This is a genomic window from Desulfosarcina variabilis str. Montpellier (assembly GCF_048565275.1).
GTDB classification, from domain to species: Bacteria; Desulfobacterota; Desulfobacteria; order Desulfobacterales; family Desulfosarcinaceae; genus Desulfosarcina; species Desulfosarcina variabilis.
This window is the reverse complement of the sequence record NZ_CP159846.1, coordinates 7,707,295-7,728,615: the sequence shown is the minus strand read 5'-3', so window position 1 is coordinate 7,728,615 and position 21,321 is coordinate 7,707,295. Positions and strand designations below refer to the sequence as shown.

The 21,321-nt window shown below is 50.4% G+C and carries 18 protein-coding genes; 11 read left to right on the top strand and 7 right to left on the bottom strand.

The window, feature by feature from the left end; translation table 11 throughout:
• The first annotated feature begins 52 nt into the window (after window positions 1–52).
• The 6 genes from Dvar_RS34970 (at window position 53) to Dvar_RS34945 (ending at window position 6,250) form a co-directional block, all read left to right on the top strand.
• On the top strand, window positions 53–1,303 hold the full coding sequence (locus Dvar_RS34970; protein WP_419657816.1) for a Tm-1-like ATP-binding domain-containing protein: 1,251 nt from the start codon (window positions 53–55) through the stop codon (window positions 1,301–1,303).
• Between the two features lie 194 nt (window positions 1,304–1,497).
• Complete coding sequence (locus tag Dvar_RS34965) at window positions 1,498–2,727, top strand: Tm-1-like ATP-binding domain-containing protein (RefSeq protein WP_419657815.1); 1,230 nt, start codon at window positions 1,498–1,500, stop codon at window positions 2,725–2,727.
• A gap of 59 nt (window positions 2,728–2,786) precedes the next feature.
• Window positions 2,787–3,326 (top strand): universal stress protein, encoded by a 540-nt coding sequence (locus Dvar_RS34960; RefSeq protein ID WP_419657813.1) that lies wholly within the window; start codon window positions 2,787–2,789, stop codon window positions 3,324–3,326.
• A gap of 38 nt (window positions 3,327–3,364) precedes the next feature.
• Window positions 3,365–4,468 (top strand): NAD(P)/FAD-dependent oxidoreductase, encoded by a 1,104-nt coding sequence (locus Dvar_RS34955; RefSeq protein ID WP_419657811.1) that lies wholly within the window; start codon window positions 3,365–3,367, stop codon window positions 4,466–4,468.
• Window positions 4,469–4,539: 71 nt separating this feature from the next.
• Complete coding sequence (locus Dvar_RS34950; protein ID WP_419657810.1) at window positions 4,540–5,553, top strand: zinc-dependent alcohol dehydrogenase family protein; 1,014 nt, start codon at window positions 4,540–4,542, stop codon at window positions 5,551–5,553.
• 85 nt (window positions 5,554–5,638) lie between these two features.
• Window positions 5,639–6,250 (top strand): hypothetical protein, encoded by a 612-nt coding sequence (locus tag Dvar_RS34945; protein ID WP_419657808.1) that lies wholly within the window; start codon window positions 5,639–5,641, stop codon window positions 6,248–6,250.
• Between the two features lie 210 nt (window positions 6,251–6,460).
• On the opposite strand, the gene Dvar_RS34940 is transcribed toward Dvar_RS34945, so the two are convergent.
• Window positions 6,461–7,372, bottom strand: coding sequence for a LysR family transcriptional regulator (locus Dvar_RS34940; protein ID WP_419657806.1), 912 nt, complete (start codon window positions 7,370–7,372; stop codon window positions 6,461–6,463).
• Window positions 7,373–7,570: 198 nt separating this feature from the next.
• Between Dvar_RS34940 and Dvar_RS34935 the strand changes: the two genes are divergently transcribed.
• The 5 genes from Dvar_RS34935 (at window position 7,571) to Dvar_RS34915 (ending at window position 14,059) form a co-directional block, all read left to right on the top strand.
• Window positions 7,571–9,505, top strand: a complete 1,935-nt coding sequence (locus Dvar_RS34935; protein ID WP_419657805.1) for a heterodisulfide reductase-related iron-sulfur binding cluster — start codon at window positions 7,571–7,573, stop codon at window positions 9,503–9,505.
• Between the two features lie 39 nt (window positions 9,506–9,544).
• Window positions 9,545–10,534, top strand: a complete 990-nt coding sequence (locus Dvar_RS34930; RefSeq protein WP_419657803.1) for an electron transfer flavoprotein subunit alpha/FixB family protein — start codon at window positions 9,545–9,547, stop codon at window positions 10,532–10,534.
• Window positions 10,534–11,322 (top strand): electron transfer flavoprotein subunit beta/FixA family protein, encoded by a 789-nt coding sequence (locus Dvar_RS34925; protein ID WP_419657801.1) that lies wholly within the window; start codon window positions 10,534–10,536, stop codon window positions 11,320–11,322. Before Dvar_RS34930 ends, Dvar_RS34925 begins: the two co-directional genes overlap by 1 nt.
• Window positions 11,323–11,384: 62 nt before the next feature.
• Window positions 11,385–13,025, top strand: a complete 1,641-nt coding sequence (locus tag Dvar_RS34920) for a phytoene desaturase family protein (RefSeq protein WP_419657799.1) — start codon at window positions 11,385–11,387, stop codon at window positions 13,023–13,025.
• A gap of 224 nt (window positions 13,026–13,249) precedes the next feature.
• Window positions 13,250–14,059, top strand: a complete 810-nt coding sequence (locus Dvar_RS34915; protein ID WP_419657797.1) for an SDR family NAD(P)-dependent oxidoreductase — start codon at window positions 13,250–13,252, stop codon at window positions 14,057–14,059.
• A 13-nt stretch (window positions 14,060–14,072) separates the two neighbouring features.
• On the opposite strand, the gene Dvar_RS34910 is transcribed toward Dvar_RS34915, so the two are convergent.
• The 6 genes from Dvar_RS34910 to Dvar_RS34885 all read right to left on the bottom strand — a co-directional run bounded on the left by Dvar_RS34910 (window position 14,073) and on the right by Dvar_RS34885 (window position 21,054).
• Window positions 14,073–16,184, bottom strand: a complete 2,112-nt coding sequence (locus Dvar_RS34910; protein ID WP_419657795.1) for an ATP-binding protein — start codon at window positions 16,182–16,184, stop codon at window positions 14,073–14,075.
• A gap of 95 nt (window positions 16,185–16,279) precedes the next feature.
• On the bottom strand, window positions 16,280–16,450 hold the full coding sequence (locus Dvar_RS34905) for a transporter (RefSeq protein WP_419657793.1): 171 nt from the start codon (window positions 16,448–16,450) through the stop codon (window positions 16,280–16,282).
• 518 nt (window positions 16,451–16,968) lie between these two features.
• Window positions 16,969–18,396 (bottom strand): sigma-54-dependent transcriptional regulator, encoded by a 1,428-nt coding sequence (locus Dvar_RS34900; RefSeq protein ID WP_419657791.1) that lies wholly within the window; start codon window positions 18,394–18,396, stop codon window positions 16,969–16,971.
• On the bottom strand, window positions 18,390–19,190 hold the full coding sequence (locus tag Dvar_RS34895; protein ID WP_419657789.1) for a class I SAM-dependent methyltransferase: 801 nt from the start codon (window positions 19,188–19,190) through the stop codon (window positions 18,390–18,392). Before Dvar_RS34895 ends, Dvar_RS34900 begins: the two co-directional genes overlap by 7 nt.
• Before the next feature lie 354 nt (window positions 19,191–19,544).
• Window positions 19,545–20,270 (bottom strand): cobalamin B12-binding domain-containing protein, encoded by a 726-nt coding sequence (locus tag Dvar_RS34890; RefSeq protein ID WP_419657787.1) that lies wholly within the window; start codon window positions 20,268–20,270, stop codon window positions 19,545–19,547.
• Entirely contained in the window at window positions 20,263–21,054 is a 792-nt protein-coding gene (locus Dvar_RS34885) for a GntR family transcriptional regulator (protein WP_419657785.1), read from the bottom strand. The genes Dvar_RS34890 and Dvar_RS34885 overlap by 8 nt, the downstream gene beginning before the upstream one ends.
• Between the last annotated feature and the right edge of the window lie 267 nt (window positions 21,055–21,321).

The window sequence follows — 21,321 nt, the reverse complement described above, 5'->3', positions numbered from 1 at the left end:
GGTAACTCTAATATTGCGAAATAACGGTTGAAACGATTATCAAGGACGAAAAATGGGGAAAAAAATAGTCATTGTCGGAACCATGGACACCAAGGGCGAGCAGTTGATGATGCTCAAGGAAAAAATTGGCGCGATCGGTCATCAGCCCTTGTTGATGGATCTTAGCATGGGCGGAAAACACGGTTATGAAGCAGATATCGGGCCTGGTGAGATTGCAGCGCTCGCGGGAAAACAAATGGAGGATGTTTTTGCTGAAACGGACCGATCGGTCATCACCGGCTGGATGACCCAGGGGGCCGTGGCAAAGGCACGGGCGTTGCTCGGTGAAAATTCGCTTGACGGCATCGTTGCCGTGGGCGGCATGAGCATCGCGTTGATTGGTGCCAGGATCATGTCACAACTGCCGTTTGGGATACCAAAAGTGATTGGCACCACCGCAGCCATGCCTGCTTATGTCGGAAAATTGTTCGGGGCAACCGACATTACGGTGATGCAGCTGATCATGGAAATCGCCGGAACCAACGATTTGATTGAAAATGCCATTTCACAAGTGGCCGGTGCCATTTGCGGTATGGCTGCCGCATCAGCCGACCACCGCCAATTAAAACTGCCCAAAGGGTCCATCGCCATCACCCAAATCGGGTTTTCAGATCGTTGCGCGAAAAACGTGGAAACCTTGCTGGAAGAAAAAGGATATACCGTATTCCCGTTCCATGCCCAGGGAATCAGTGACCGGGCCATGGACAAACTGATCAGCCAAGGATTCTTCGATGGTGTGATCGACATCGTTCCTGCAGGGCTCATAGAAGCAAAAACCAACGGCAATCGAGCTGCGGATATGAACCGATTGGATGCCGCCGGGAATCGAGGCATCCCCCAGGTATGGGCACCATGCTGCCTGAATATCACGGGCGCTGGTCCGACGAGGGTAAACCGAGAAAAATACGAAGCCTCCGGTCGGGTGCTGAGAATTGACGACATGCGAGCCATGGCCCGTTTTCCGAAAGACGAACTCGAAATCGGAGCCAGCCTCTATGCCGAGAAGCTCAACAATGCCAAAGGGCCTGTAAAACTGGTGGTCCCTTTGAAGGGGTGGTCTTCAATCGATAAGCCGGGGAGTGTTCTTTATGACCCCGAGCAAGATGCTTATTTTATTGAATCGCTTAAAAACCAACTGAAAAAACCCATTGAAATCGAAGCGATTGATGCGAATCTGGAAGAGATGGAAACAGCAAAACGAATGGTCAACAGCCTGGATGCCATGATGGTGTCCGGGGCAATAAAAGGGGTCGTAAATGCCTGATTAATATATTGATTTAGGCTTTGGTGGCAACAGACGACTTGTGCATCAACCAGTTCATAACGTATGATCGCATTTCGCTGGCAAGTCGGATGGCAAAGGGGGGGGGGAACGGTTCCCGTTGAAGACTGATGGATATCGACAATGATAGCTTGCCGGGAGCCGGACATGGACAGCCAAATGAGGAGTGAATTGAAATGACACAGCCGCAAAAAACGATTCTTATTACAGGGACCTGTGACACTAAAGGCGATGAAATTCTCTATATGAAAAAACTGATTGAATCAAAGGGCATTAACTGTTTGGTTTTGGACCTTGGATTAAAATCAGACCCGGCTCAGTTTACACCCGATTATACAAGGTATGATCTAAGCCAGGCCATCGGGTCTTCTTTGGAAGAGCTAATGGAAGAAGCAAAGGCAGGGCGTTATGAAGTCGCTGTTGAAAAGCTAGGCGGCGGCGCTGAAATTATAATGAAAGAATTGGTGGAAGATCGAAAAATAGATGGTGTGTTGTCCATCGGTGGAAGTATGGGAACTGCGTTGGCATTGAGAACGCTCAGGGTCTTGCCCGTTGGTTTTCCCAAAGTATTGGTTTCCACTGTTGCCGTATCCGACTACCTTCACCCGCAGTTTATTCGATCAGACATCATCCTTGTTCAACCCATCTCAGATTTTTTTGGCCTGACCCAATGGTCCGAAAGGGATTTGAAACGTGCCGCGTTAAGCTTATGCACCGTCGTTGCCGAAGAAGATCCGCTGGAGGAGGGAAAATGGATTGGGTTGACAGCCATTGGCTGGGTGGCTTCCTGTGCGGGACCACTAAAAAAACTTCTAGAAGAAAAAGGTTTCAAAGTCGCCGTTGCCCACTCCATCAGCATGCAAAGTTCGATTTTGGAGGATTTGATTCGACAAGGTGTGATCAAGGGAATGATTGATCTATGTTCGTTTGAGATCCTTCACGAAATAACCGGAGCGGCTTGTCATGCCCAGAACAGGCTCACCGCTGCTGCGGAAATGGGGATCCCCACAATTGTTGGACCAGGGAACATCGGCGCCTTTGCCCCTACCGCCCGGGACATGACCAAGTTCGATAAGCAGGGGCGGTTTACGATTACCCACAATGAAATTATTGGAACAGCGAAAGCGACAATAGATGAAATGATCAAGACAGCTGAAATTATGGCGGACAGATTGAATCGATCCAAAGGCAAGGTGGCCTTTGTAATTCCAAGAAGAGGCTTTTTCATTTATGACAAGGAAGGCCAGATGTATCACAATCCTGAAGGAAGAGAAGCCTTTATAGAAACGATTGAAAAGAATTTGGACCCTAAAATTCATTTGGAAATATTGGATTGCCATTGGGATGATCTGGAGTACCTTGTCAGGGTTGGCGAATTGTCTGTTGAGTATTTTGCTGAAATTTAAACACTGGCAGATAGAACAATCGCTTACCGCGGGAAATTTAACTATAAATGAGGTTTGCCATGATTAACGCACCAAAAAAGATACTATTTGCAACCGATTTGTCGAAAGAGTGTCAACAGTCATACATTATGGCCGTCCATTTGGCCATGGCCTTAAACGGGTCCATCACCTTGCTGCACGTTATCGAAGATCTTCCGATTTCTCTAGAAGATCGAGTTAAAAAGCTGTTCGGTGAACATCGATTTGATGAAATCATGGAAGAGCATGAAAATGATGCAAGAAATATTCTGATTGCAAAGAGAAAAGACAGCAAGATTATTCTAACCGCCCTTTCAAAATTTTGTGAAGAGTCAAAAGAGAACAATCCTGAGTTTTTAGAACCCGACGAAATTCTGGTTAAAAAAGGCAAGGTCGTGGATGAAATCCTATCCACGGCTCATGAAATTGAATGTGATATGATTATTTTGAGTCCGCATGAAAGCAGCCTTCCAGGAACATTGATATCCCAAACCATTAAGGAGGTCGTTAAAGCCTCGACAATACCGACATTCATTATACCTCCCCCGAAAAATCCGGCGATTGCCGGGTTGGCTGACTAAAACCAAATTGGAACGGAATTGATCCAGCGAGGCATTTAATGACAGTCAATCGAAAGTACGATGTAATCGTTGTCGGCGCTGGTCCGGGCGGTTCATTAGCGTCGCTATTATGTGCTCAGGCAGGATTCAAGACGCTGATGATCGAAAAGAAAAGGCTTCCCCGTGACAAAGTTTGTTCAGGAATGGTCATGGGCGCGTGGGCCAAAAACCTGATCGAGGAGCACTTTGGAACCATACCGGAAGAAATTCTCACCCAACCAAAGTACCTTTCCGGGAACATGTTTCACGTTCCTGGCATGCAGCCAAAATCTCTTGAATGGCATACGCCAATTGCCTGGAGACTGGACCTTGATTCATGGCTTACGGAGAAAGCCGTGGCAGAGGATGTCGATGTTTGGGATAGAACCAGGCTGGTTTCCGTCTTGAATACCAACGGGAAGGTCAATCTCTCAATAGATCGGGGCAATGCATCCGTTGAATTGGAGTGCAGCCATATGATCGGTGCCGACGGAGCCGCATCACGAACCCGAAAGTGCCTTTTCCCAAAACTTTCGGTAAAATACACGACGCCCCTCCGAGAGTGTTACCGGGGCGCACTGGATTTGAAAAAAGACTACATCCATTGGTTCTTCCCTAAACTACAGCCACGGCCACGGTTCAATGTTAATCATAAAGGCGAGGTTTTCTTGATTGAAGGCAGCGGCATCAAGGAACTGCGGCCCGAAATCAATACCATCCTGGCGCAATATGGCTTTGATCCCAATAAAAAGCCGGTTTGGCGGGATGGCTGCGTGGAGCCGGTTCTGCATGAAGCACTGATATCCGGCTCTTTTGTACCGGTAAAAGGCAACGTCCTGCTCGTGGGCGATGCCGCCGGATTGATTTTGCCGATCACTTTCGAGGGGATCGGTACGGCGCTGAAAAGCGGGAAGATGGCCGCTGAAGCCATAAAGGCGGTTTCAAACAAAAAGAAAGAAACCGCCGATCAGTATCTTGAAAAAATACAACCCATCGTTCAGGCCATTGGTCATTTGGTGCATGTGAACAAAAAAGCTGAAAAAGAGGCAGCCGGCAATAAAGAAAAAATTCTCGATGCGCTTGTTCGCGCTTATGAAGAAACGCTTAAGCTACAACAACCGTGAGATGAAATCGAATCATCTGAATTACAATATAAATACTATTTTCCCCGTTGTTTATCCAAAGAGGTAAAAATATGAAAAAGGCTGTTATCATGCCTGGCCAAACCGGAATGGGTGCGCTTGCCATCCAGGACATGAAACCTCGCAAACCAGGCGCAAACGAGGTGAGAATCAAGGTGCATGCCGCATCGATCAATTATAAGGATATTGTCGCCCTTACACGGGGCGTGGACCAGGAATTGATACCATTATCCGATGGGGCAGGCGTTGTAGAGGAAGTGGGCCCAGAGGTAAACGGACTAAAACCGGGTGACAGGGTGGTTGGTCTCTTTTTTCCGTTATGGCAAAGCGGGGAAATCGATGAAACCAAATTTGGTTGTGTAAGAGGTAGTGCCGGCGTCGATGGCATGCTGGCGCAATCGGTAACCGGTCATGCAGACGGTTTTGTAAAATTCCCTGAATACCTTTCCTATGAAGAAGCCGCAACATTGCCGTGCGCGGCAGTGACGGCCTGGAATGCATTGATCGTCAACGGGAACTTAAAACCCGGTGAAACGCTGCTTGTTCTCGGAACAGGCGGCGTGGCGCTATTTGCCTTGCAGCTTGCAAAAAAGACAGGGGCAAGGGTTATTTTACTTTCCAGCAGCGATGAGAAGCTGGAGATGGCAAGAAAGCTGGGTGCCGATGGTTTGGTTAACTATAAAAAGAATCCGGATTGGGAAAAAAATGTACTAGAGCAAACCAACGGGCAAGGCGTTGATTTGGTATTGGAGTTGGGAGGGGTCGGAACCTTTAGCAAGTCGATGGCGGCTGCCAAGATCAATGGACGTATCAGCATGGTAGGCGTGTTGACGGGGACTGAAGGCGCTGTCAATCCCATGCCCATCATCAGGAAATCATTATCTGTAAAAGGGATCTATGTGGGAAGCCGTGATATGCAAAAACAGCTGCATAACTATCTATACGTGAACAGAATCAATCCAGTCATCGATCGTGTATTTTCATTCAACGAGATACACGATGCCTTTGAATTCATGCAAAAAGGCAAGCATTTCGGAAAAATTGTATTGAAGTTGGATACACTTTAAGCGAGTATGTGGAGGACAAAAAACAAGGTAAGACCCTAATCGTTTCTTCCTGCAATGAAAGATCAAGGACGGATAAAATCAAATCATGGAAAACAATAAAAAAAGTCCAACGTCTTCCAACCTGTTGTTTCTTTGCATACGTAACCGGGTTCGAAGTGTTTTTGCCGAGCTCTTTACAAGAGAAAAGCTCAAAACGATGGGGGGAGAATTATCACAAAAAATTACGGTCAGGTCTGCCGGCTTTTTCCCGGAGGAGGTCAAGGCGTTTTTAGATAAACTCAACGCTGCGCCTCCAGATCCGTTTTATGGGTGTGATATGAGCATGCATGTTCGCAACCTGCTACTTAAAAAAGGAATTGCCGTGCCCAATGTCTGGCAGTCAAAATACGTTAGCCCTGAAATGGTAAAAAAGGCGGACCTGATCGTGGTTTCCCTGCCTGAACAGAAAAAGGAATTAGCGGAGCTGTATCCTGATTACCAGCAAAACATGGTTACCCTCAAAGAAATTGCAAAATGGGAGGGCGCTGCAGTCAGCGAAGATGCTTCCGACGCCTTTAAGCAAGACCATATCTGGGAATATTGGGAGGAAAATTTAAAACATGTATCCAAAACAATTGAAGAGGTGGAAATGCTTTTGACCATGGGGATACCAAACATCGTCAAACGGCTGGTGGATAACCCGGAATTGAGTGTGTAATTAGGGGTGCCGGACCGATAAGAGAAGTTGTCTCGACCCCAATGTTGCATAAGAGCCTGTTTGATAAATCCGTCTAAGGCCCGCTAACGGCGTTGGAAACTGTCTCAAAATGCTCACATATTACATATATGCGCAGCAATTGAGCCACTTTCCGCCTTGTTATCGGGCCTGATCCAGACTTCTCAAACAGGCTCTAAAAAAATTTGGGGTCTATTCCGTTTCCAGAACATTCTCCTGTTTCACCTTTTCGATAATCCGGATGAAAGCGAGGGATGCCTCGGACAGGTCGCGTCTCTTTAAATAGCCTATGCCATAGGGAATGTCGGGCACTGATTCCTGTATATGAATCTCTTTCAGCTTTTTATTGGCAAGTTCTTCTTCAACACCTTGACGGCATACGAAGCTGACGCCTTCATCATTTTGAACCAGCGTCTTGGTAAGCACGATGCTTGGGGTTTCCATTACTATCTTGGGGGTCACGCCGTGTTGCTGCAGATATTTTTGGATGATCTTTCGAGTGGCGGACCCCTTGACCGGTAAAATAAGCGGAATCCTATCCAAATCGTTGACCGATATGTTCTCATGTTTCAGGTGGGAACACTGCGTGGCGGTAATCAAGGAAATTCTTTTTTTCCCCAAATACCTCATCTTGAGCCTTTTGTCGCCAGTCAGGTAGTGAGCTAAAATCAAATCAATTTTCCGATCCATCAGGTTTCTCAGCATATCATGCGTGGTGCCACGATCGATGATGACCCTGATTTCCGGATATTCCATTTGAAAAACAGTCAGAAGCTTGGGAATTACATATAATGCAGCGGTTTCCGAGCATCCGATTTTAACCGTTCCTGTTTTTCCTTTACTCAGGTTTGACATGAACACTTCGAGTTTATCGATTTTTTCAAATATTTCTTTTGTTTCTTCATACACCTTCCGGCCGGAATCTGTGAGGCGCATTGAGTGCCCCGATCGAAAAAGGAGTTTGAGTCCAATACTCTCCTCTAAAATCTTTACCTGTGAGGTTATAGCGGCAGGCGTCACCATCAATTCCGAGGCAGCCATAGTAATGCTTTCATACTTGGCGGCAGTATAAAAAGAACGCAGCTGATTGATGTTCAGAGGCATAAAAAATCCTATACGGTGTTTTTAAGTTTTTCTTAATTTTTATTTATTTTTTCTAATTTGCTTTGTCAAGAAGCTTCGTGGTTATCTTAGGATAAATTAGCTCATCAACAAATACTATGCAGAACGAAATGCTTATCATACGCCACTCCAAGATATTTCGTAGTAGGATTATAAAAAGAAGTTAGAGGAGAAATAACTATGTCAGCTCACCGTGTTATGTACTGGCAAATTGAACACACCTGGCTCTTTTATCTTTTGTCGGCGATCGCCGTCGTCTTGTTTCTCATTGGTGCCGGCAGCCACATATGGGTATGGAGAAGAAGCAGTAAATCGTTGTCCATTGCAAACGTTGGCCAGGCGTTAACCCGGATGATTGTCGATATCTTTAGCGGAAGACGACTGCTCCGGGGTGACCTGGCGGCAGGGCTGATGCATTTTTTAATCTTCTGGGGTTTTTTTCTACTCTTTGTTGGTACTTGTGTGCTGGCTGCCCATGAATACCTGGTTAAGTTCCTTGAGGGCAGATTATACCTTTGGTTTTCTTTGTTGATGGAAATTGGCGGGGTTTCGCTCCTGGTCGGTATTGTCTGGGCCATTATTCGTCGCTACCTGCAACGCGTTCCCCGGCTGGAAAGGCGAGCGGAGGATGCGGTGTTGCCGCTGTGGTTCATTTTAATGGTCCTTTCCGGGTTCTTGCTGGAAGGCGCTAGGCTGGCCGCGAATCCCCCTCAATGGGCGGCCTGGTCCTTTGTCGGTAATTGGACCGCCGGTATTATCCCTGCCGCCGCATCCGAAAAATTCTACCCAACCTTCTGGTGGGTGCACGCGCTGCTTTGCTTGGGTTTTATCGCGGTGGCGTGTTATTCAAAGATGTTTCACATTATCGGTGCGCCAGCCAGCATCTTCTTCAGCAGTGCCTCCCAAGTCTCACCGCCGAGCCTCGATGACGAAGCCGGCAAGATAGACGTGGCCGAGGCGGTTTTCTACGATGGTTGTATGCGCTGCGGACGATGTGTGGAAGCCTGCCCGTCCGCCGGCGCCGGAGAATCCTATGCACCGCGTGATTTTGTTCAGTGGGCGCGCAAACAGATGTGGCAGACCCAGTTTCCCTACCCGGACGTCCGGTTGCTTAGTGGCGGCAATACCGACGGTGTCAATGAGAGTTTGTGGTACTGCACGACCTGCCGGGCCTGCCTGGAAGTATGCCCTGTTTACGGAGCGGCCTTCGAGGCGGTGGCCAAGGAAAGGCGGCAGGCCGTGGAGGAAGGCACCCTGGTGCCCGCATTGCTGAACCAGACCCTGGAAAAACTGTTCCGCTATGACAACCCCTGGGAATCGTCCAAAAAGCAACGCGGCGCATGGGCTGACGGGCTTGAGATTAGCGATCTGAGTAAACGGGGAGCAGAGGCCGACCTTTGCTATTTCGTGGGCTGCACCACCTCTTTTGACGACCGGGCCATGGCGATCGCCAAATCGTTTTCGAAAGTCCTGCAACATGCCGACGTGAGCTTCGGCATCCTGGGTAAAAAGGAACCCTGCTGCGGTGACATCGGCCGCAGAGTCGGAGAATTCGGACTTTTTGAAGAACAAAAGGAAAAATGTGAATCCTTGTTTGAAAAATACGGCATCTCCGATGTCGTGACATCGTCCCCCCACTGCTTTCACACGCTGGCCAATGATTACACGGACACACCGTTCAAGGCCCGCCATTACACCATGGCTCTCAAAGAACTCCTGGACAATAAAAAGCTTTCTTTTGACAAGCGCCTGAACGTGACCGTCACTTTTCATGATCCCTGCTACCTCGGGCGGCACAACCGCATTTTCGATGAACCCAGGGATGTGATTCGCGCCATTCCGGGCGTCAGGCTGGTGGAGATGGAGCATACACGGGAAAACAGTCTGTGCTGTGGTGGGGGCGGGGGCCGTATGTGGCAGGACCTTTCCGGGGAGCGCAAGATGAGTGAGGTCCGCATCGGGGAAGCCGAGGCCACGGGCGCGCAGATTCTGATTACGGCCTGCCCCTTATGCCTCATCATGATGGAGGATGCCCGCAAGGCCGCCGGGACCAAGGAGGGGTTTCGGGTCATGGACCTCAATGAACTGCTTCTGGAAGCAATGCAAAACGAATAATCGCAACTCAGGCGAAAACGCATGGTAAGGAGGTTGGCAATGAGTGAGTTATTAATTTTAGGGGAAGTGAAAGACGCATCCCTGGACTCGAGAACACTCGAGCTACTGGGCGCTGGAAAAAAACTGACCGACGTCTCGGGGGACAAGCTGTCGGTCCTTCTCATGGGGGATGGGATAGGAGACCTCGCCGATGAGGCCACAGGGTATGGCCCGGACACCGTCTACAAGCTTGAAAACCCGCTGCTGAAAGGATTCAACCCGGATCTCTGGTTGGCGGCCTTGGAGCAGGCCTGCGCGGAGATCAAACCCACGAAGCTTATAATCAGTCATTCGTTTATCGGCATGGAACTGGCGCCCCGATTGGCCTGCCGCCTTGGCAGTCGTTTGACCACCGATTGTATCGACCTGTCCATTGATCCGGATGATGAAGGGCTGTTGGCAACCAAACCGGTATCGGGCGGCAATGCCATGTGCGTGTTTAAATGCAAAGGCGCGACCCAGATGGTGACGGTCAGGGGCAATGTGTTCGAGCCGGCCGAAGCCGGCAGCACCGGTGGTGCCATCATTCCCATCAACGTTACCATCGACGAATCCATGTCCCGCCTGGAATCGCTTGAAATTGTCGCAGAGGATACGATCGCCCTGGACAAAGCCAATGTCGTGATCGCCGGCGGTGCGGGCCTTGGTGATGAAGATGGGTTTGAGATGCTCGAGGAACTGGCTGAGGCCCTCGGCAAGTCATTTGGTTCCGTGATGATCGGCTGCAGCCGTATGGCCGTCGATAAAGGATGGATCTCCTCCGACCATCAGATCGGCCTCACCGGTACCATTATCGCTCCGGATATTTATGTGGCCGTGGGGATATCCGGAGCGATCCATCATCTCGTGGGCATGGTCCACTCCAAGAAGATCATTGCCATCAACACCGATCCGAGCTGCAACATATTCAAGGTCGCCGATTACGGCATTGTCGAAGACTTCGAACAGGTTGTGCCAGCCTTGGTAAAGAAACTGGAGGAGGTACTGTAATGAGTGAAATGAATATTATCGTCTGTGTCAAACAGATCCCCGACCCTGAAGCACCGCTGTCCGATGTGAGCATCGACGCCGACAACATGGAGGTCCTCGTTGATGCGCCCCAGGTCATCAGCCCCTTTGATGAAAATGCCCTGGAAGTCGCCATCCAATTGTGTGAAGAACACGATGGGAAAATCACTGTCTTGAGTATGGGCAAAAAACTATCGGACAGCGTGCTGAGAAAAGCCCTGGCGGCCGGCGCCGATGAATTGGTCCTTTTAGAAGACAGCGGATTCGAAAAGCTGGACAGTCATTCCACGGCTGCGGTTCTGGCGGCAGCCATAAAAAAAATCGGATACTATGACCTGGTGCTAACCGGTCGTCAGGCCGGCGATTGGGATTCCAGTCAGGTGGGATTGATTTTGAGTGAGATGCTGGATCTGCCCTGCATCAGCCTGGCACGCGAAATTCAAGTCGAAGACGGCAGCGTCATCGTCAAAAAGACCGTGCCCGAGGGCTACGAGCGGGTCAAGGCCAAGCTGCCCGCCCTGATCACGGTGAGCAACGAGGTGGGTGAGCTGCGCTACATCTCAAGAACCCGGATGCTGAAGATGATGCGTGGGGGTAACATCCCGTCTTGGGACGCCGGTGAAATCGGCATCGCCGGCGATGCCATCGACAAGATGCAGATCGTCTCCCTGAGCACACCGCCGGACATGACCCGGGATTGCCAGTATCTTGAAGGCTCGCCCGATCAGCAGGCTGCAGCACTGGCCGAGGTTTTTACGTCCCTGCGCTAGGGCACGATTTCAAGTTGAATCACATCGGTTATATTAACATTCAATAAGAGGAGGTAGATCCCATGGCTGACAAATCCTATGATGCGATTATTATTGGCGGCGGACATCACGGTACCATCATTGCGCCTTATTTGGCTAAGGCCGGCTTATCCGTCGGCGTTTTTGAACGGCTGGACCATCTCGGCGGCGGTGCGGTGACGGAGGAAGGGCCGGCACCGGGATACAAGATGAACTTCTGCGCGCATTTTACCCGCTTTTTCGGCCACCCGGCCTACAAGGAGTTCAACCTTCGCGATGAAGGACTGGAATATATTTTCCCAGAAACAAATGAGTGCATGATTTTTGACGACGGAACGTCTTACGCCAGCTATGCCACGTGGCGGTGCGTCGACCCTGATACCGGGCAGGTGGAATTCAGCGAAACAAATATGAAAAAAACATATGATCAGATCGCCCAGTTTTCAAAGGAGGATGCCGAAAACTATCTTCGGCTGACAGAGATATACAAGGAAAAATGGCGTCCGGCATTCAAACGGTTCCGCTATCGTCCGCCGACACCCTGGGGCACCCCTGACTCCTTTGAAGAGTTGTTCGATGATCCAGGCAGTCTGATTGAGCCGTCAATGCAGTTCTGGAACTGCAAACAGTTTGCCCGTTATTTTTTTAAAAGCGACGAGTTGCGAATCTTGGCCAATAGGGGGTTTTTGACCTCAGCTGGCATCTACCCCAATGATGTCCCGGGAATTGGCATGATGATCGCGGCGATCCATCTGGTGCTCGGATGGGAATCGGCCGCCATTGCCAAGGGCGGAACAGGAGAGATCACCAAGGCGCTGGTTTCCGCTGGGAAAAAACTCGGGGTAGAATATTTTGTCAATTCCGAAGTCAACCAGATCATCGTTGAAAACGGTAAAGCCACCGGCATCAGACTGATGGACGGTACTGAAATCGCCGCCAAGCAAATGGTCATCGGTGATATCGGTAACGCCCAGTTGTTCGATCGCATGCTTAATCCGGATCTCAAAACGGACGATATGCAGCGTCGACTGGATACCAATTTATATGACCGGGGTCATGCCTGGTGGGGAACCATGGGCGTCCATGAACTCCCTGATTATATTGCGGCAAAAAACAATCCGGATATCAATGCCACGCCTCGAACCTATTGGGGGCCCAAAGACCTGGCATACATTGAAGACAAATACATGCATGAAATCATGGTTTTGGGCATGGCCTCCAAGTTCTTCTGCCTGTCGGCGCCCGACAGCGTCTGGGATCCCACGCGCGTACCCGAGGGCAAGCATTCCGTGGCTTACGAGGATTACACCTGGCCCTTGTATTTTCAATCCAGGAAAGAGTGGCGCCAGATGTCGGAAGAATTTTTTACAGAGCTCCTCAGCCAATGGGTAAAATACGCCCCCAATATGAAAAAGAGCAATGTGATCGGCTACCGCGTGATCAATCCCGTCGACCTGCAGGATACCCACTTGGATATGAAAGGCGGGTGCTGGAGTGTGGGCAGCATGGCCGGTTCCCAGGCGGGTCGGTTTCGAGGAACACCTGTGGATGGTTTCCGGACATTTATCGATAACATTTACATGTGTTCGTCGGCCATGTTCGGTGGCGGCGGAATCGCACGGGGATCAAGCTATAATTGCTATAAGATGATCGCCAATGATTTTGGATTACGTCAGCCTGACTAGAGACAAAGGGCGCCACAAGGAAAGACTTCCGTGATTTCAGCAAGGGTATGCTAAATCAAGGATGGCTCATCCAAGATACCGGTTGATGGCTCAGAAAAGGGCCATCAACCGGAAGATAAAGTTGGGATGAACCAGTTTGTCAACGCGATCGCAATTATGACCGTAGTTCTTGCGGGGTTTGCTTAACAGATTGGAGTGACAAGAAGAATATAGGAGAAATAACGATGCCTTCGAAAAAAGACCTGTTCAATTTGGAGGGCAAAACAGCCCTTGTTACGGGTGCCTCATATGGACTGGGACAAAGTTTTGCGCAGACATTGGCTGAGGCCGGAGCCGATGTCGTCATTACCGCCCGGGACCTGGCACGCCTGAAAGAAACTGAAGGGATTATAAAAAAGGCCGGAAGAAAAGCCCTATGCATTGCTGCCGATGTTTCCAGACCAGAGGATGTGGCCAGAATGATCGACGAGACGGCATCCGTCTTTAAAAAGTTGGATATTGCTGTTAACAACGCCGGAATCGTCTCACCGCCGGTACGTTTTCATGAAATGCGTTTTGAAGACTGGGAGAAGGTTGTTTCCGTGAACCTTACCGGTCTTTTCCTGTGCATGCAAAAGGAGATCGAACTGATGATGAAGCAGGAAAGCGGAGGGAGCATCATCAATAATTCTTCTATCTTGGGGCTGGTCGGGCTGTTCGCCGATATGAATCCGCGTGTCAATTATATCGCGTCCAAACATGGCGTTAATGGACTCACTAAACAGGGTGCTGTCGAATATGCTGAATACGGCATTCGCGTCAATGCCATTGCTCCGGCTTGGCATTCAGGTACTTCTCTTTCAAAGGCTAGGTCCGATGTTCAAACAACAAAAGAGCAAGATGAAAGAGAAGAAAGGCTCGTCGCTCGTACCCCAATGAGAAGACGGGGGCGAATTGAAGAACTGCAGGGATTGTTGCTTTTCCTCGCATCGGATGCGTCCTCCTATATCACCGGGCAGGTCATCGCTTCCGATGGGGGGTGGACAGCGCATTGATGGGATGTGGTAATTACTGGCAGGCCGGCAGGCAAAGGGTGACCGTCGTTCCCTTGCCCACGCTGGAGTCAAAGGCCAGATCTCCTTTATGCTCTTTTACGATGGCCGCGCACACGCTGAGTCCCAGGCCCGTTCCACCGCTATCGGCTTTGGTGGTGAAAAAGGGGTCGAAAATGCGCGATACATGTTCCGGGCGGATGCCGGCGCCTTGATCACAGATGCGCACACATACAAGATTACGTTCAGGATCAACAGATGTCTTGATGGTAATCGGGCTACCTTTTCCCGAAAGCGCCTGACAGGCGTTTTGAATCAGATTGACGATGACCTGCTCCAGTCGCTGAAAATTTCCCATCACCGGTGGCAACGGCTCACACAGGTGTTGAGAAATCCCACCGGCGCTGCTTTTGATCTGCGTTGAGAGCAGGGTCAGGGCCGTATGGATCACCGTGTTCATATTCACCGGTTCAACGCTGGCCGGTTCATCCATACGCGCATAGTTTTTCATGTTTTTGACAATCTTGCGGATGCGTTCGGAGCCGTTTTCAATACCGTCGAAAAGGGCCGGTATTTCCCGGGACATCTCGGAGTAGGGGACATTGGCAACCAGAAAATCGCCACAGGCGTCATTGTATTTGTTTAAAATGACAGCAATGTCTTCCCACGCCTTTCTGAGGATGGGCGCATTCATGGCGATGAAATTATTGGGATTGTTGATTTCATGGGCCACTTCCGAGGCGAGAATTCCCAGTGATACCATCTTGTCTGCTTCAACCAGCTGACGCCGGCGAATATCGGCTTCTTCCTGGGCCGCGATTTTTTCCGTGATGTCCATGCCGATGGATACGATGTGCACGTGAGGATGCGGGGCGCCGCCCATGATACTGTTTGACCAGGAGATGAGTCGTTTCTCGGCCGATTTGGTGATAATCGTGCTTTCAAAAGCAGGAGGCAGTGTTTTGTCCCTGGTGAAAGGGAACAGATTTTTCATGGTATCCCCATCGCCATTGGTCTCGGCGATGCCGATTTCCCACACATAACGTCCAATCACGTCTTTGTAGGAGTATCCGGTCAACCGTTCACAGGTTTTGTTGAAACGCACGATGCGGCCCAGCCGGTCCATGACCATGATCAGCGGTCCGGCATTGTCCAGCACGGCGGTGGTAAAGTTGCGTTCTTCCCGCAGGCGATCCTCGGCCTGTTTGCGTTGAACTTCTGCGGCAAGCCGATTGGCAACGGTGCAGAGCCGTTCCATGATCAGGCGGGTTTCCATGCGCGGAATAAGGTCCGCCAGAACAATGGCACCAATGGTTCTGTCTTCTATTTTCAGCGGGACCGCCAAAACCGTTTCCGCCCCGTTTTGCTTGAGCAGGTATCCGTCAAATTCATCGATTTGACTCAAATGGGTGATATTCAGCATTTCACCATCGGCCATCACTTTGCCGGTAAAGCATCTGGACGCAGGCAGCCGTTTGCCGATGTTGGAAAAATTGCCGGAGAAATCGACGAGGCCCATGGCGATGATTTGCTCGGGATTGTCATCGGACAGGGCGATGGCACCATAGACATAACCGAAGCTACTGACGATGCTTCTGATCAATTTTTTGCAGATGCGGGGCAACTCATCCCGGGTATGAAACAGTTCATTGATCTGATTGAGAATTTCTGTAACGCTATATCGATTTTTCAGGTTGGAGATATCCTGGGCCACAAAAAGCCGGCTGGGGATCAGTTTGCCCTGCCTGAATACGGGATAGCTGCGTGTGTAAAACAGGCGGCCGACATACGGATTGTTTTCAATGGCTTCAGCACTGTCGGAATTCATACCCATGATCACCGGGCAGCCTTCGCAAGGCTCTTTGAGCATACAACTGACCTCGAAAAAAGGCCTGCCGATCATATCGTCGGGTTTCAGCCCATGATCCGCGGCAGCAGCATGGTTGGCCCACAACACATTTAAATTTTGATCATAGTAAATGATAAACTCGGGCATGGAATCGAGCAGGGATTCGAAAGGAATCTGTGAATCGGCGCCAGGCGATCGCAGATCCACTGGTGGCGCGGACGTGGAAAAACGACTCGATTGGAGAAGGCAAATCTTGGAAGAATCATCTGACGTTGCCATTAAACATGTCCTGTTATCGGTTTTGTTGAACATTAGCTATGCCGACTGCGGGTTACCTTAATATCATCTTCCAAAATTTGAAACCCTTTGGTTGGTCATGTAACCGTTTCGACAATCGGCACGACCATTTCGTAAGCGTAGTTGGCGCCCAGGATTTGAAACTTTGTGACGTGAAGGAAGCGGTGCACCGTGGCCAGGACGTCCAGGTCGACCTCGACGGGTAGATCATCACCGTTGTCGTCCTTGTATCGGGAGTGAGAACCCATTGTTGCCGCCTGGACCGGCATGATCGTTCCGGCCAAGAACAACGCGCAACCGATTAAGAAAACCCATAATTTTTCTCATTCCTCGGACATGTTTTTTCCTTTCATAACTTGTTGATATAAGGGGAACGGCGTCATCCGTACACCATGGAACGGCTTGTCTATCGCAGCCCTTCAAGGTGCCCCAAAATGCATTGGCATCATTTGCAACATGTCGTGGACATCTAAATAGTGTCGATCCACGAATAGGAAAATTTGGTCGAGATCAAGGCGCCCGAAAAATTTTACCACAGGCATATGGTTGATATTCCGAGGATAAAATTTTTCGCGCAACGCCGATATCGGGCAAATTGGCCATTCGTGGATGGGCACTAAATAAATGGCGTTTTCGGTTGTCAGCGAAAGCACAAGGTAATGGGAAGGAGTGATTACATCAAAAAGAAGAAGTCGCATTGAGAATCGGTATTTATCAAAAATCGCTATACAATCGGATTTGTTATATGGTCAACACAGAAATCCTTTTACTTCCTTTTTAAGCGCTGATTCAATGCCTGCGGGGTGATGCCCAGTATTCGAGCGGCCTGCCGCTGATTGTTTTTGGTTCGGCGCAGCGCCTCGGCAATCAGATCTTCGGTCATCGCCTTGAGTTTCGGTAGTGGCACCAGTCCGGAGAGCCATGCCTGACCATTTTCTCCGGCCAAAGGAAGGCTTGGGGACGAAGCGTCCAACAGATTTTGCCCGCCTTTTTCGATGGCGCCGGCAAAACAATGGGGGGAGATGATGTCGGCGGTGGTCCTGCCGACCGCGTCAAACACCATGGATTTGAGTTCCCGGACGTTACCGGGAAACCGGTACTGGGCCAGATACTCCACCAGCTCGGTTTCGAAGACGGGCGTTTCTTTCTGGAATTCCGCCGCGGCCGCGGCGATAAAATGATCCAGCAACACGGGCAGATCATCCCGGCGCTCCCGCAACGGGGGGATGTGAATGTGATGGGTCTGAAGCCTGAAGAACAGGTCCTTGCGGAGCGCGTTGGATTTGACAAGACCGGGAAGGTCTTTATGGGTGGCAAAAATAAACCGGGCATCGGTGGCCTTGGCCATATCCGCGCCCAGGGGAACATATTCGCGCTTGTCCAATAGACGCAACAATTTGACCTGGGAGGCCATCGACAGATCGCCGATTTCATCCATAAAAAGGCTTCCGCTTGCGGCTTTTTCGATATACCCACGGCGAATGCTGGCCGCGCCGGTAAATGCCCCCTTGATGTGGCCGAAAAGCGTATCGGAAAAAACATTGTCATCCAAACCGGCAACATTGACGGCGACCATTGCCTGCTCCCGGCCACTGACGGCGTGAATGGCTTCGGCCATCAGCTCTTTGCCCACACCCGTTTCACCGGTGATCAGAATTGGACGGCTGCCTTTGCCGATGGCCTCGCAGTATTTGAAAATCGACATCAGCTTGCGATTGCGGGTCAGAATCGGGGCGAAGGCCTCGGGATTCTCAACGGTATCGGACAAAAAATGCTCGGTCAGCCGAGCATTTTCGCGTCGCAGGTGGCGAAGTTCGATGGCCTTTTTCACGCTGGCCATCAACCGGTTCTTGTCAACGGGCTTGAGCACATAGTCGAACGCGCCTGCCTGCATGCAGCGCACCGCCGTTTCCACCTCGTTTAGTCCGGTCACCATAAACACCGGAATCTGTGGATACTGCTCGACGATTTGTTGAAGCAGCGCTTCGCCGGTCAGTCCCGGCATCAGGATGTCGAGCAGAATCAATTCAACTTCGGTATCCCCGAGGATATCCATGACCTTAAGACTGTCCGAGCATAGAATGATATGGTTCAGTCCGTGGGAGCGCAGGGATAGCTCAAAGCTTTTCAGGGAATGCGCTTCATCATCGACCACGAGGATCGGGAAGTCCGGTTTTTTTCTTTCTCTTAACACTTAACCGCTTCCGCAATTCGCCAGACGATGCGTCCAGTGTCTTGCATATCACCCAGACCGGAGAACAGCTGGATGACCCGCTCACGCCGCGCTTCATACCCAAGGCCTGGAAAAAGGGATGCGGATTGGGCCGGAATAGAGAAAAAATCCTGCAGGAAACCGACATCAAAGGGCCTGACCCATTGATGATGGCGGATGTTACCGCAACGGTCCTCCAGTGCCCGGCTGGCCTTGTCGTAATCGGTAATCACGCGAAACCGGGGTTCCGGCTCGCCCAATCGCTTATAGGCCACGCTCATCAAATCCTCATCGCTTTCGCCCAGCAGCTGAGGATAGAAGGAAAAGGCGATTTTTCCGCCCGCACGAAGGCACTTGACGGATTCATCGAGGGTGGCATCAACATCAGGAAAAATAAAGATCGAGGCGTTGTAAAGCACGTAATCAAAGCGTTGATCGTCCACAATCCGCGACAGCGTTTCACCGTCGCCCTGGATCAGGCGGATGTCCGGCGATGTGCAAAGTGCCTTTCCCGCGGCAATCATCTGCTCGGATAAATCCACACCCAGCACGCGGCAGCCAAACTGATCGTTGAGGGCCTTGGGGGAAATGCCATTTCCACAACCCACATCCAGAACCGAGGACCCTTTTTTCAAACCGATCGATTCGGCCATTTTCAGGGTCAGGCGGTTAAAAAACCGGTACTTATCTTCAAAGTCCTGATAAATTTGAAAACTTTGATCAAAATTGCCTGCAACGTTACGCTTGACTTTATCTTTGAAAGCCGTTTTGCTCATCCGTTCCCCCCATCGTTGAAACAGTCCGGCCCATGTCCGGCGAATGCGGCACGGGTGTGAATAATTGTCAATCAATAATCGAATCGGCAAGCAGTGTATCAAAACTTGAAGCGGATGTGCCAGAAAATTTTGACGGGACCATTTGATTGTGATGGTCAAAAAGTCAAAAAAAATCAAAAGCGGTTTGTTTCTTGGGGGGTAGGACTAAGGGTGCAGGCAAGAAATAATTCCACCATCTTGCTTGTCCTTGCGTCCGTCTACCACCGGCACATATCCTGATATGCACCGGCAGATGTGCCTTGTAGACGAACACAAATCCGGCGCCATCTGGAGGAATTATTTTTTACCTGCACCCTAACTTTGCGCGTTTTCCTCCGTTTCTTCCTGAGAGGGCGTATTTTCTGATTTATTCATCACCTGATGGCAAATCGCCAACCCCTCTGAAGCATCCTTGACACAAAAATCCGAGTTGACGTGGCGACACACGTGCTCATCTATACTGGTACCCCCAATGATAATCGACGGCCTGGGTTCCGGCAGGTGCTTGTGCAGCAAGGATACGGTTTCCTCCAGTTTCGGCCATCCCGTGGTCAACACGCAGCTGATGCCGATCATTGTGGGTTTGTGTTCCTGGGCTTTGGATAAAAATGTGGCCGGCGGTACATCCACCCCCAGATCGATCACATGAATCCCCTTGCAGCGGGCCAGGATGGCAAATAGATTTTTTCCCAGATCGTGGATGTCACCGGCCACGGTTCCCAGCAACAGGGTGCCGATAACAGGGGCGGTCTTCTCCGTTTCCAAATGGGGCTCGAGCAGTTCGGTGATCTGGCGCATGATGGCACCGGCCATGATCAGCGCGGAAATATAGTAGCGGCCATCTTCGAAGCGTTGCCCGATTTCCTGCATTCCTTCAAGACAGCTGTCCAGAAGATCCTGAGGGGGGGCGCCGGCGTCAAGCATATCGTTGACTTCGGCGATGCATTGCGTTTCCTTCAGATCGACAACCAGCTGAACCAGTTTTTTCAGCCGTGCTGCGCTGACCGAATTCGTTTTGCCTGGATTACGTCCCTTATTCATTCCACACCCCCACTTTGCTGATCAACGGCATCTTCTCTGGACTGACGGTGAACCAGCCGAATGAGGCGGGCTGGTCTGAGAAATCGTAGAATATATGTTCCAGCCTGAACGCACTATCTCCCGCCTTACTGTTGAGCAGTTCGGCTTCTTTTTCGTTAAAGCATGCGGGCAGCAGGCGAAGTTCACCTTTCATGAAGCATGAGGGACCATGTTCGAAAAAAAGCCCGGTGAGCATCTTGGTGTCCAGCATGGTCTCCACGATGGGGGACTCCGGATCGAAACGGGCGTATCCGACCTGGATGGTAAACGGGTGGCCCTGGTGTAAAATGAGCCGTTCGACCACCACCAGCCGCTCGCCATTTTCCACCTCCAGGGCCTTGCATGGGGCGCCCTGGGCAGATTCAACCGTGGCTTTAATAATGCGCACATCCAGGTGGTCCTTGTCCATAAAAACATTCCGTAGCGCATCGAGGCCAAAGTGGCTGGTGGCAACACCAATGCGCTGGACAAAAGTCCCGCTGCCCTGAACCCGTTTGACCAGCCCCTCTTCAGCGAGCACACCAACGGCCTGACGTGCGGTCATGGCGGAAAGACCAAAATGTTTGGCCAGGGATGCCTCCGACGGCAGACGGCTGCCCGGCTCGTAGGTGCCCGCCGAGATACGCTGTTTCAGTATAGTGGCCAGCTGGACATAGGCCGGCAAATAGCTCTTCTTGTCTATTTTTTCCGTTTTACCGGATTCAGTTGGTGATATCCGCGATTGATCAAAAAAACTTCGCACCATGAATGGCATCCTGCCGTCTGGAGAACTGACTGTAAATGTAAAAACGGGCCTTGCGCCCATCTGTTTTCAAAACCGACACGATCTTGCTCATATAAAGCGCCCCTGACAGATGGGAACACCAGCCGGACCGTTCGTATCAATTTCCAAAAAAACGCTTGACATTCCTCTATAAGACTTGTTTATTCCTGTCAAGACGATAAAGTCATCTATAAGAATATAAGTATGGAGTTTTGGTTGGATGCCAATGTGATTTTCCTTTTTAAATGA

Excerpts from the sequence above, each read along its gene's own strand:
- Dvar_RS34970 (WP_419657816.1), top strand. The coding sequence starts at position 53 with ATGGGGAAAAAAATAGTCATTGTCGGAACCATGGACACCAAGGGCGAG.
- Dvar_RS34965 (WP_419657815.1), top strand. The coding sequence starts at position 1,498 with ATGACACAGCCGCAAAAAACGATTCTTATTACAGGGACCTGTGACACT.
- Dvar_RS34960 (WP_419657813.1), top strand. The coding sequence starts at position 2,787 with ATGATTAACGCACCAAAAAAGATACTATTTGCAACCGATTTGTCGAAA.
- Dvar_RS34955 (WP_419657811.1), top strand. The coding sequence starts at position 3,365 with ATGACAGTCAATCGAAAGTACGATGTAATCGTTGTCGGCGCTGGTCCG.
- Dvar_RS34950 (WP_419657810.1), top strand. The coding sequence starts at position 4,540 with ATGAAAAAGGCTGTTATCATGCCTGGCCAAACCGGAATGGGTGCGCTT.
- Dvar_RS34945 (WP_419657808.1), top strand. The coding sequence starts at position 5,639 with ATGGAAAACAATAAAAAAAGTCCAACGTCTTCCAACCTGTTGTTTCTT.
- Dvar_RS34940 (WP_419657806.1), bottom strand. The coding sequence starts at position 7,372 with ATGCCTCTGAACATCAATCAGCTGCGTTCTTTTTATACTGCCGCCAAG.
- Dvar_RS34935 (WP_419657805.1), top strand. The coding sequence starts at position 7,571 with ATGTCAGCTCACCGTGTTATGTACTGGCAAATTGAACACACCTGGCTC.
- Dvar_RS34930 (WP_419657803.1), top strand. The coding sequence starts at position 9,545 with ATGAGTGAGTTATTAATTTTAGGGGAAGTGAAAGACGCATCCCTGGAC.
- Dvar_RS34925 (WP_419657801.1), top strand. The coding sequence starts at position 10,534 with ATGAGTGAAATGAATATTATCGTCTGTGTCAAACAGATCCCCGACCCT.
- Dvar_RS34920 (WP_419657799.1), top strand. The coding sequence starts at position 11,385 with ATGGCTGACAAATCCTATGATGCGATTATTATTGGCGGCGGACATCAC.
- Dvar_RS34915 (WP_419657797.1), top strand. The coding sequence starts at position 13,250 with ATGCCTTCGAAAAAAGACCTGTTCAATTTGGAGGGCAAAACAGCCCTT.
- Dvar_RS34910 (WP_419657795.1), bottom strand. The coding sequence starts at position 16,184 with ATGGCAACGTCAGATGATTCTTCCAAGATTTGCCTTCTCCAATCGAGT.
- Dvar_RS34905 (WP_419657793.1), bottom strand. The coding sequence starts at position 16,450 with ATGGGTTCTCACTCCCGATACAAGGACGACAACGGTGATGATCTACCC.
- Dvar_RS34895 (WP_419657789.1), bottom strand. The coding sequence starts at position 19,190 with ATGAGCAAAACGGCTTTCAAAGATAAAGTCAAGCGTAACGTTGCAGGC.
- Dvar_RS34890 (WP_419657787.1), bottom strand. The coding sequence starts at position 20,270 with ATGAATAAGGGACGTAATCCAGGCAAAACGAATTCGGTCAGCGCAGCA.
- Dvar_RS34885 (WP_419657785.1), bottom strand. The coding sequence starts at position 21,054 with ATGGTGCGAAGTTTTTTTGATCAATCGCGGATATCACCAACTGAATCC.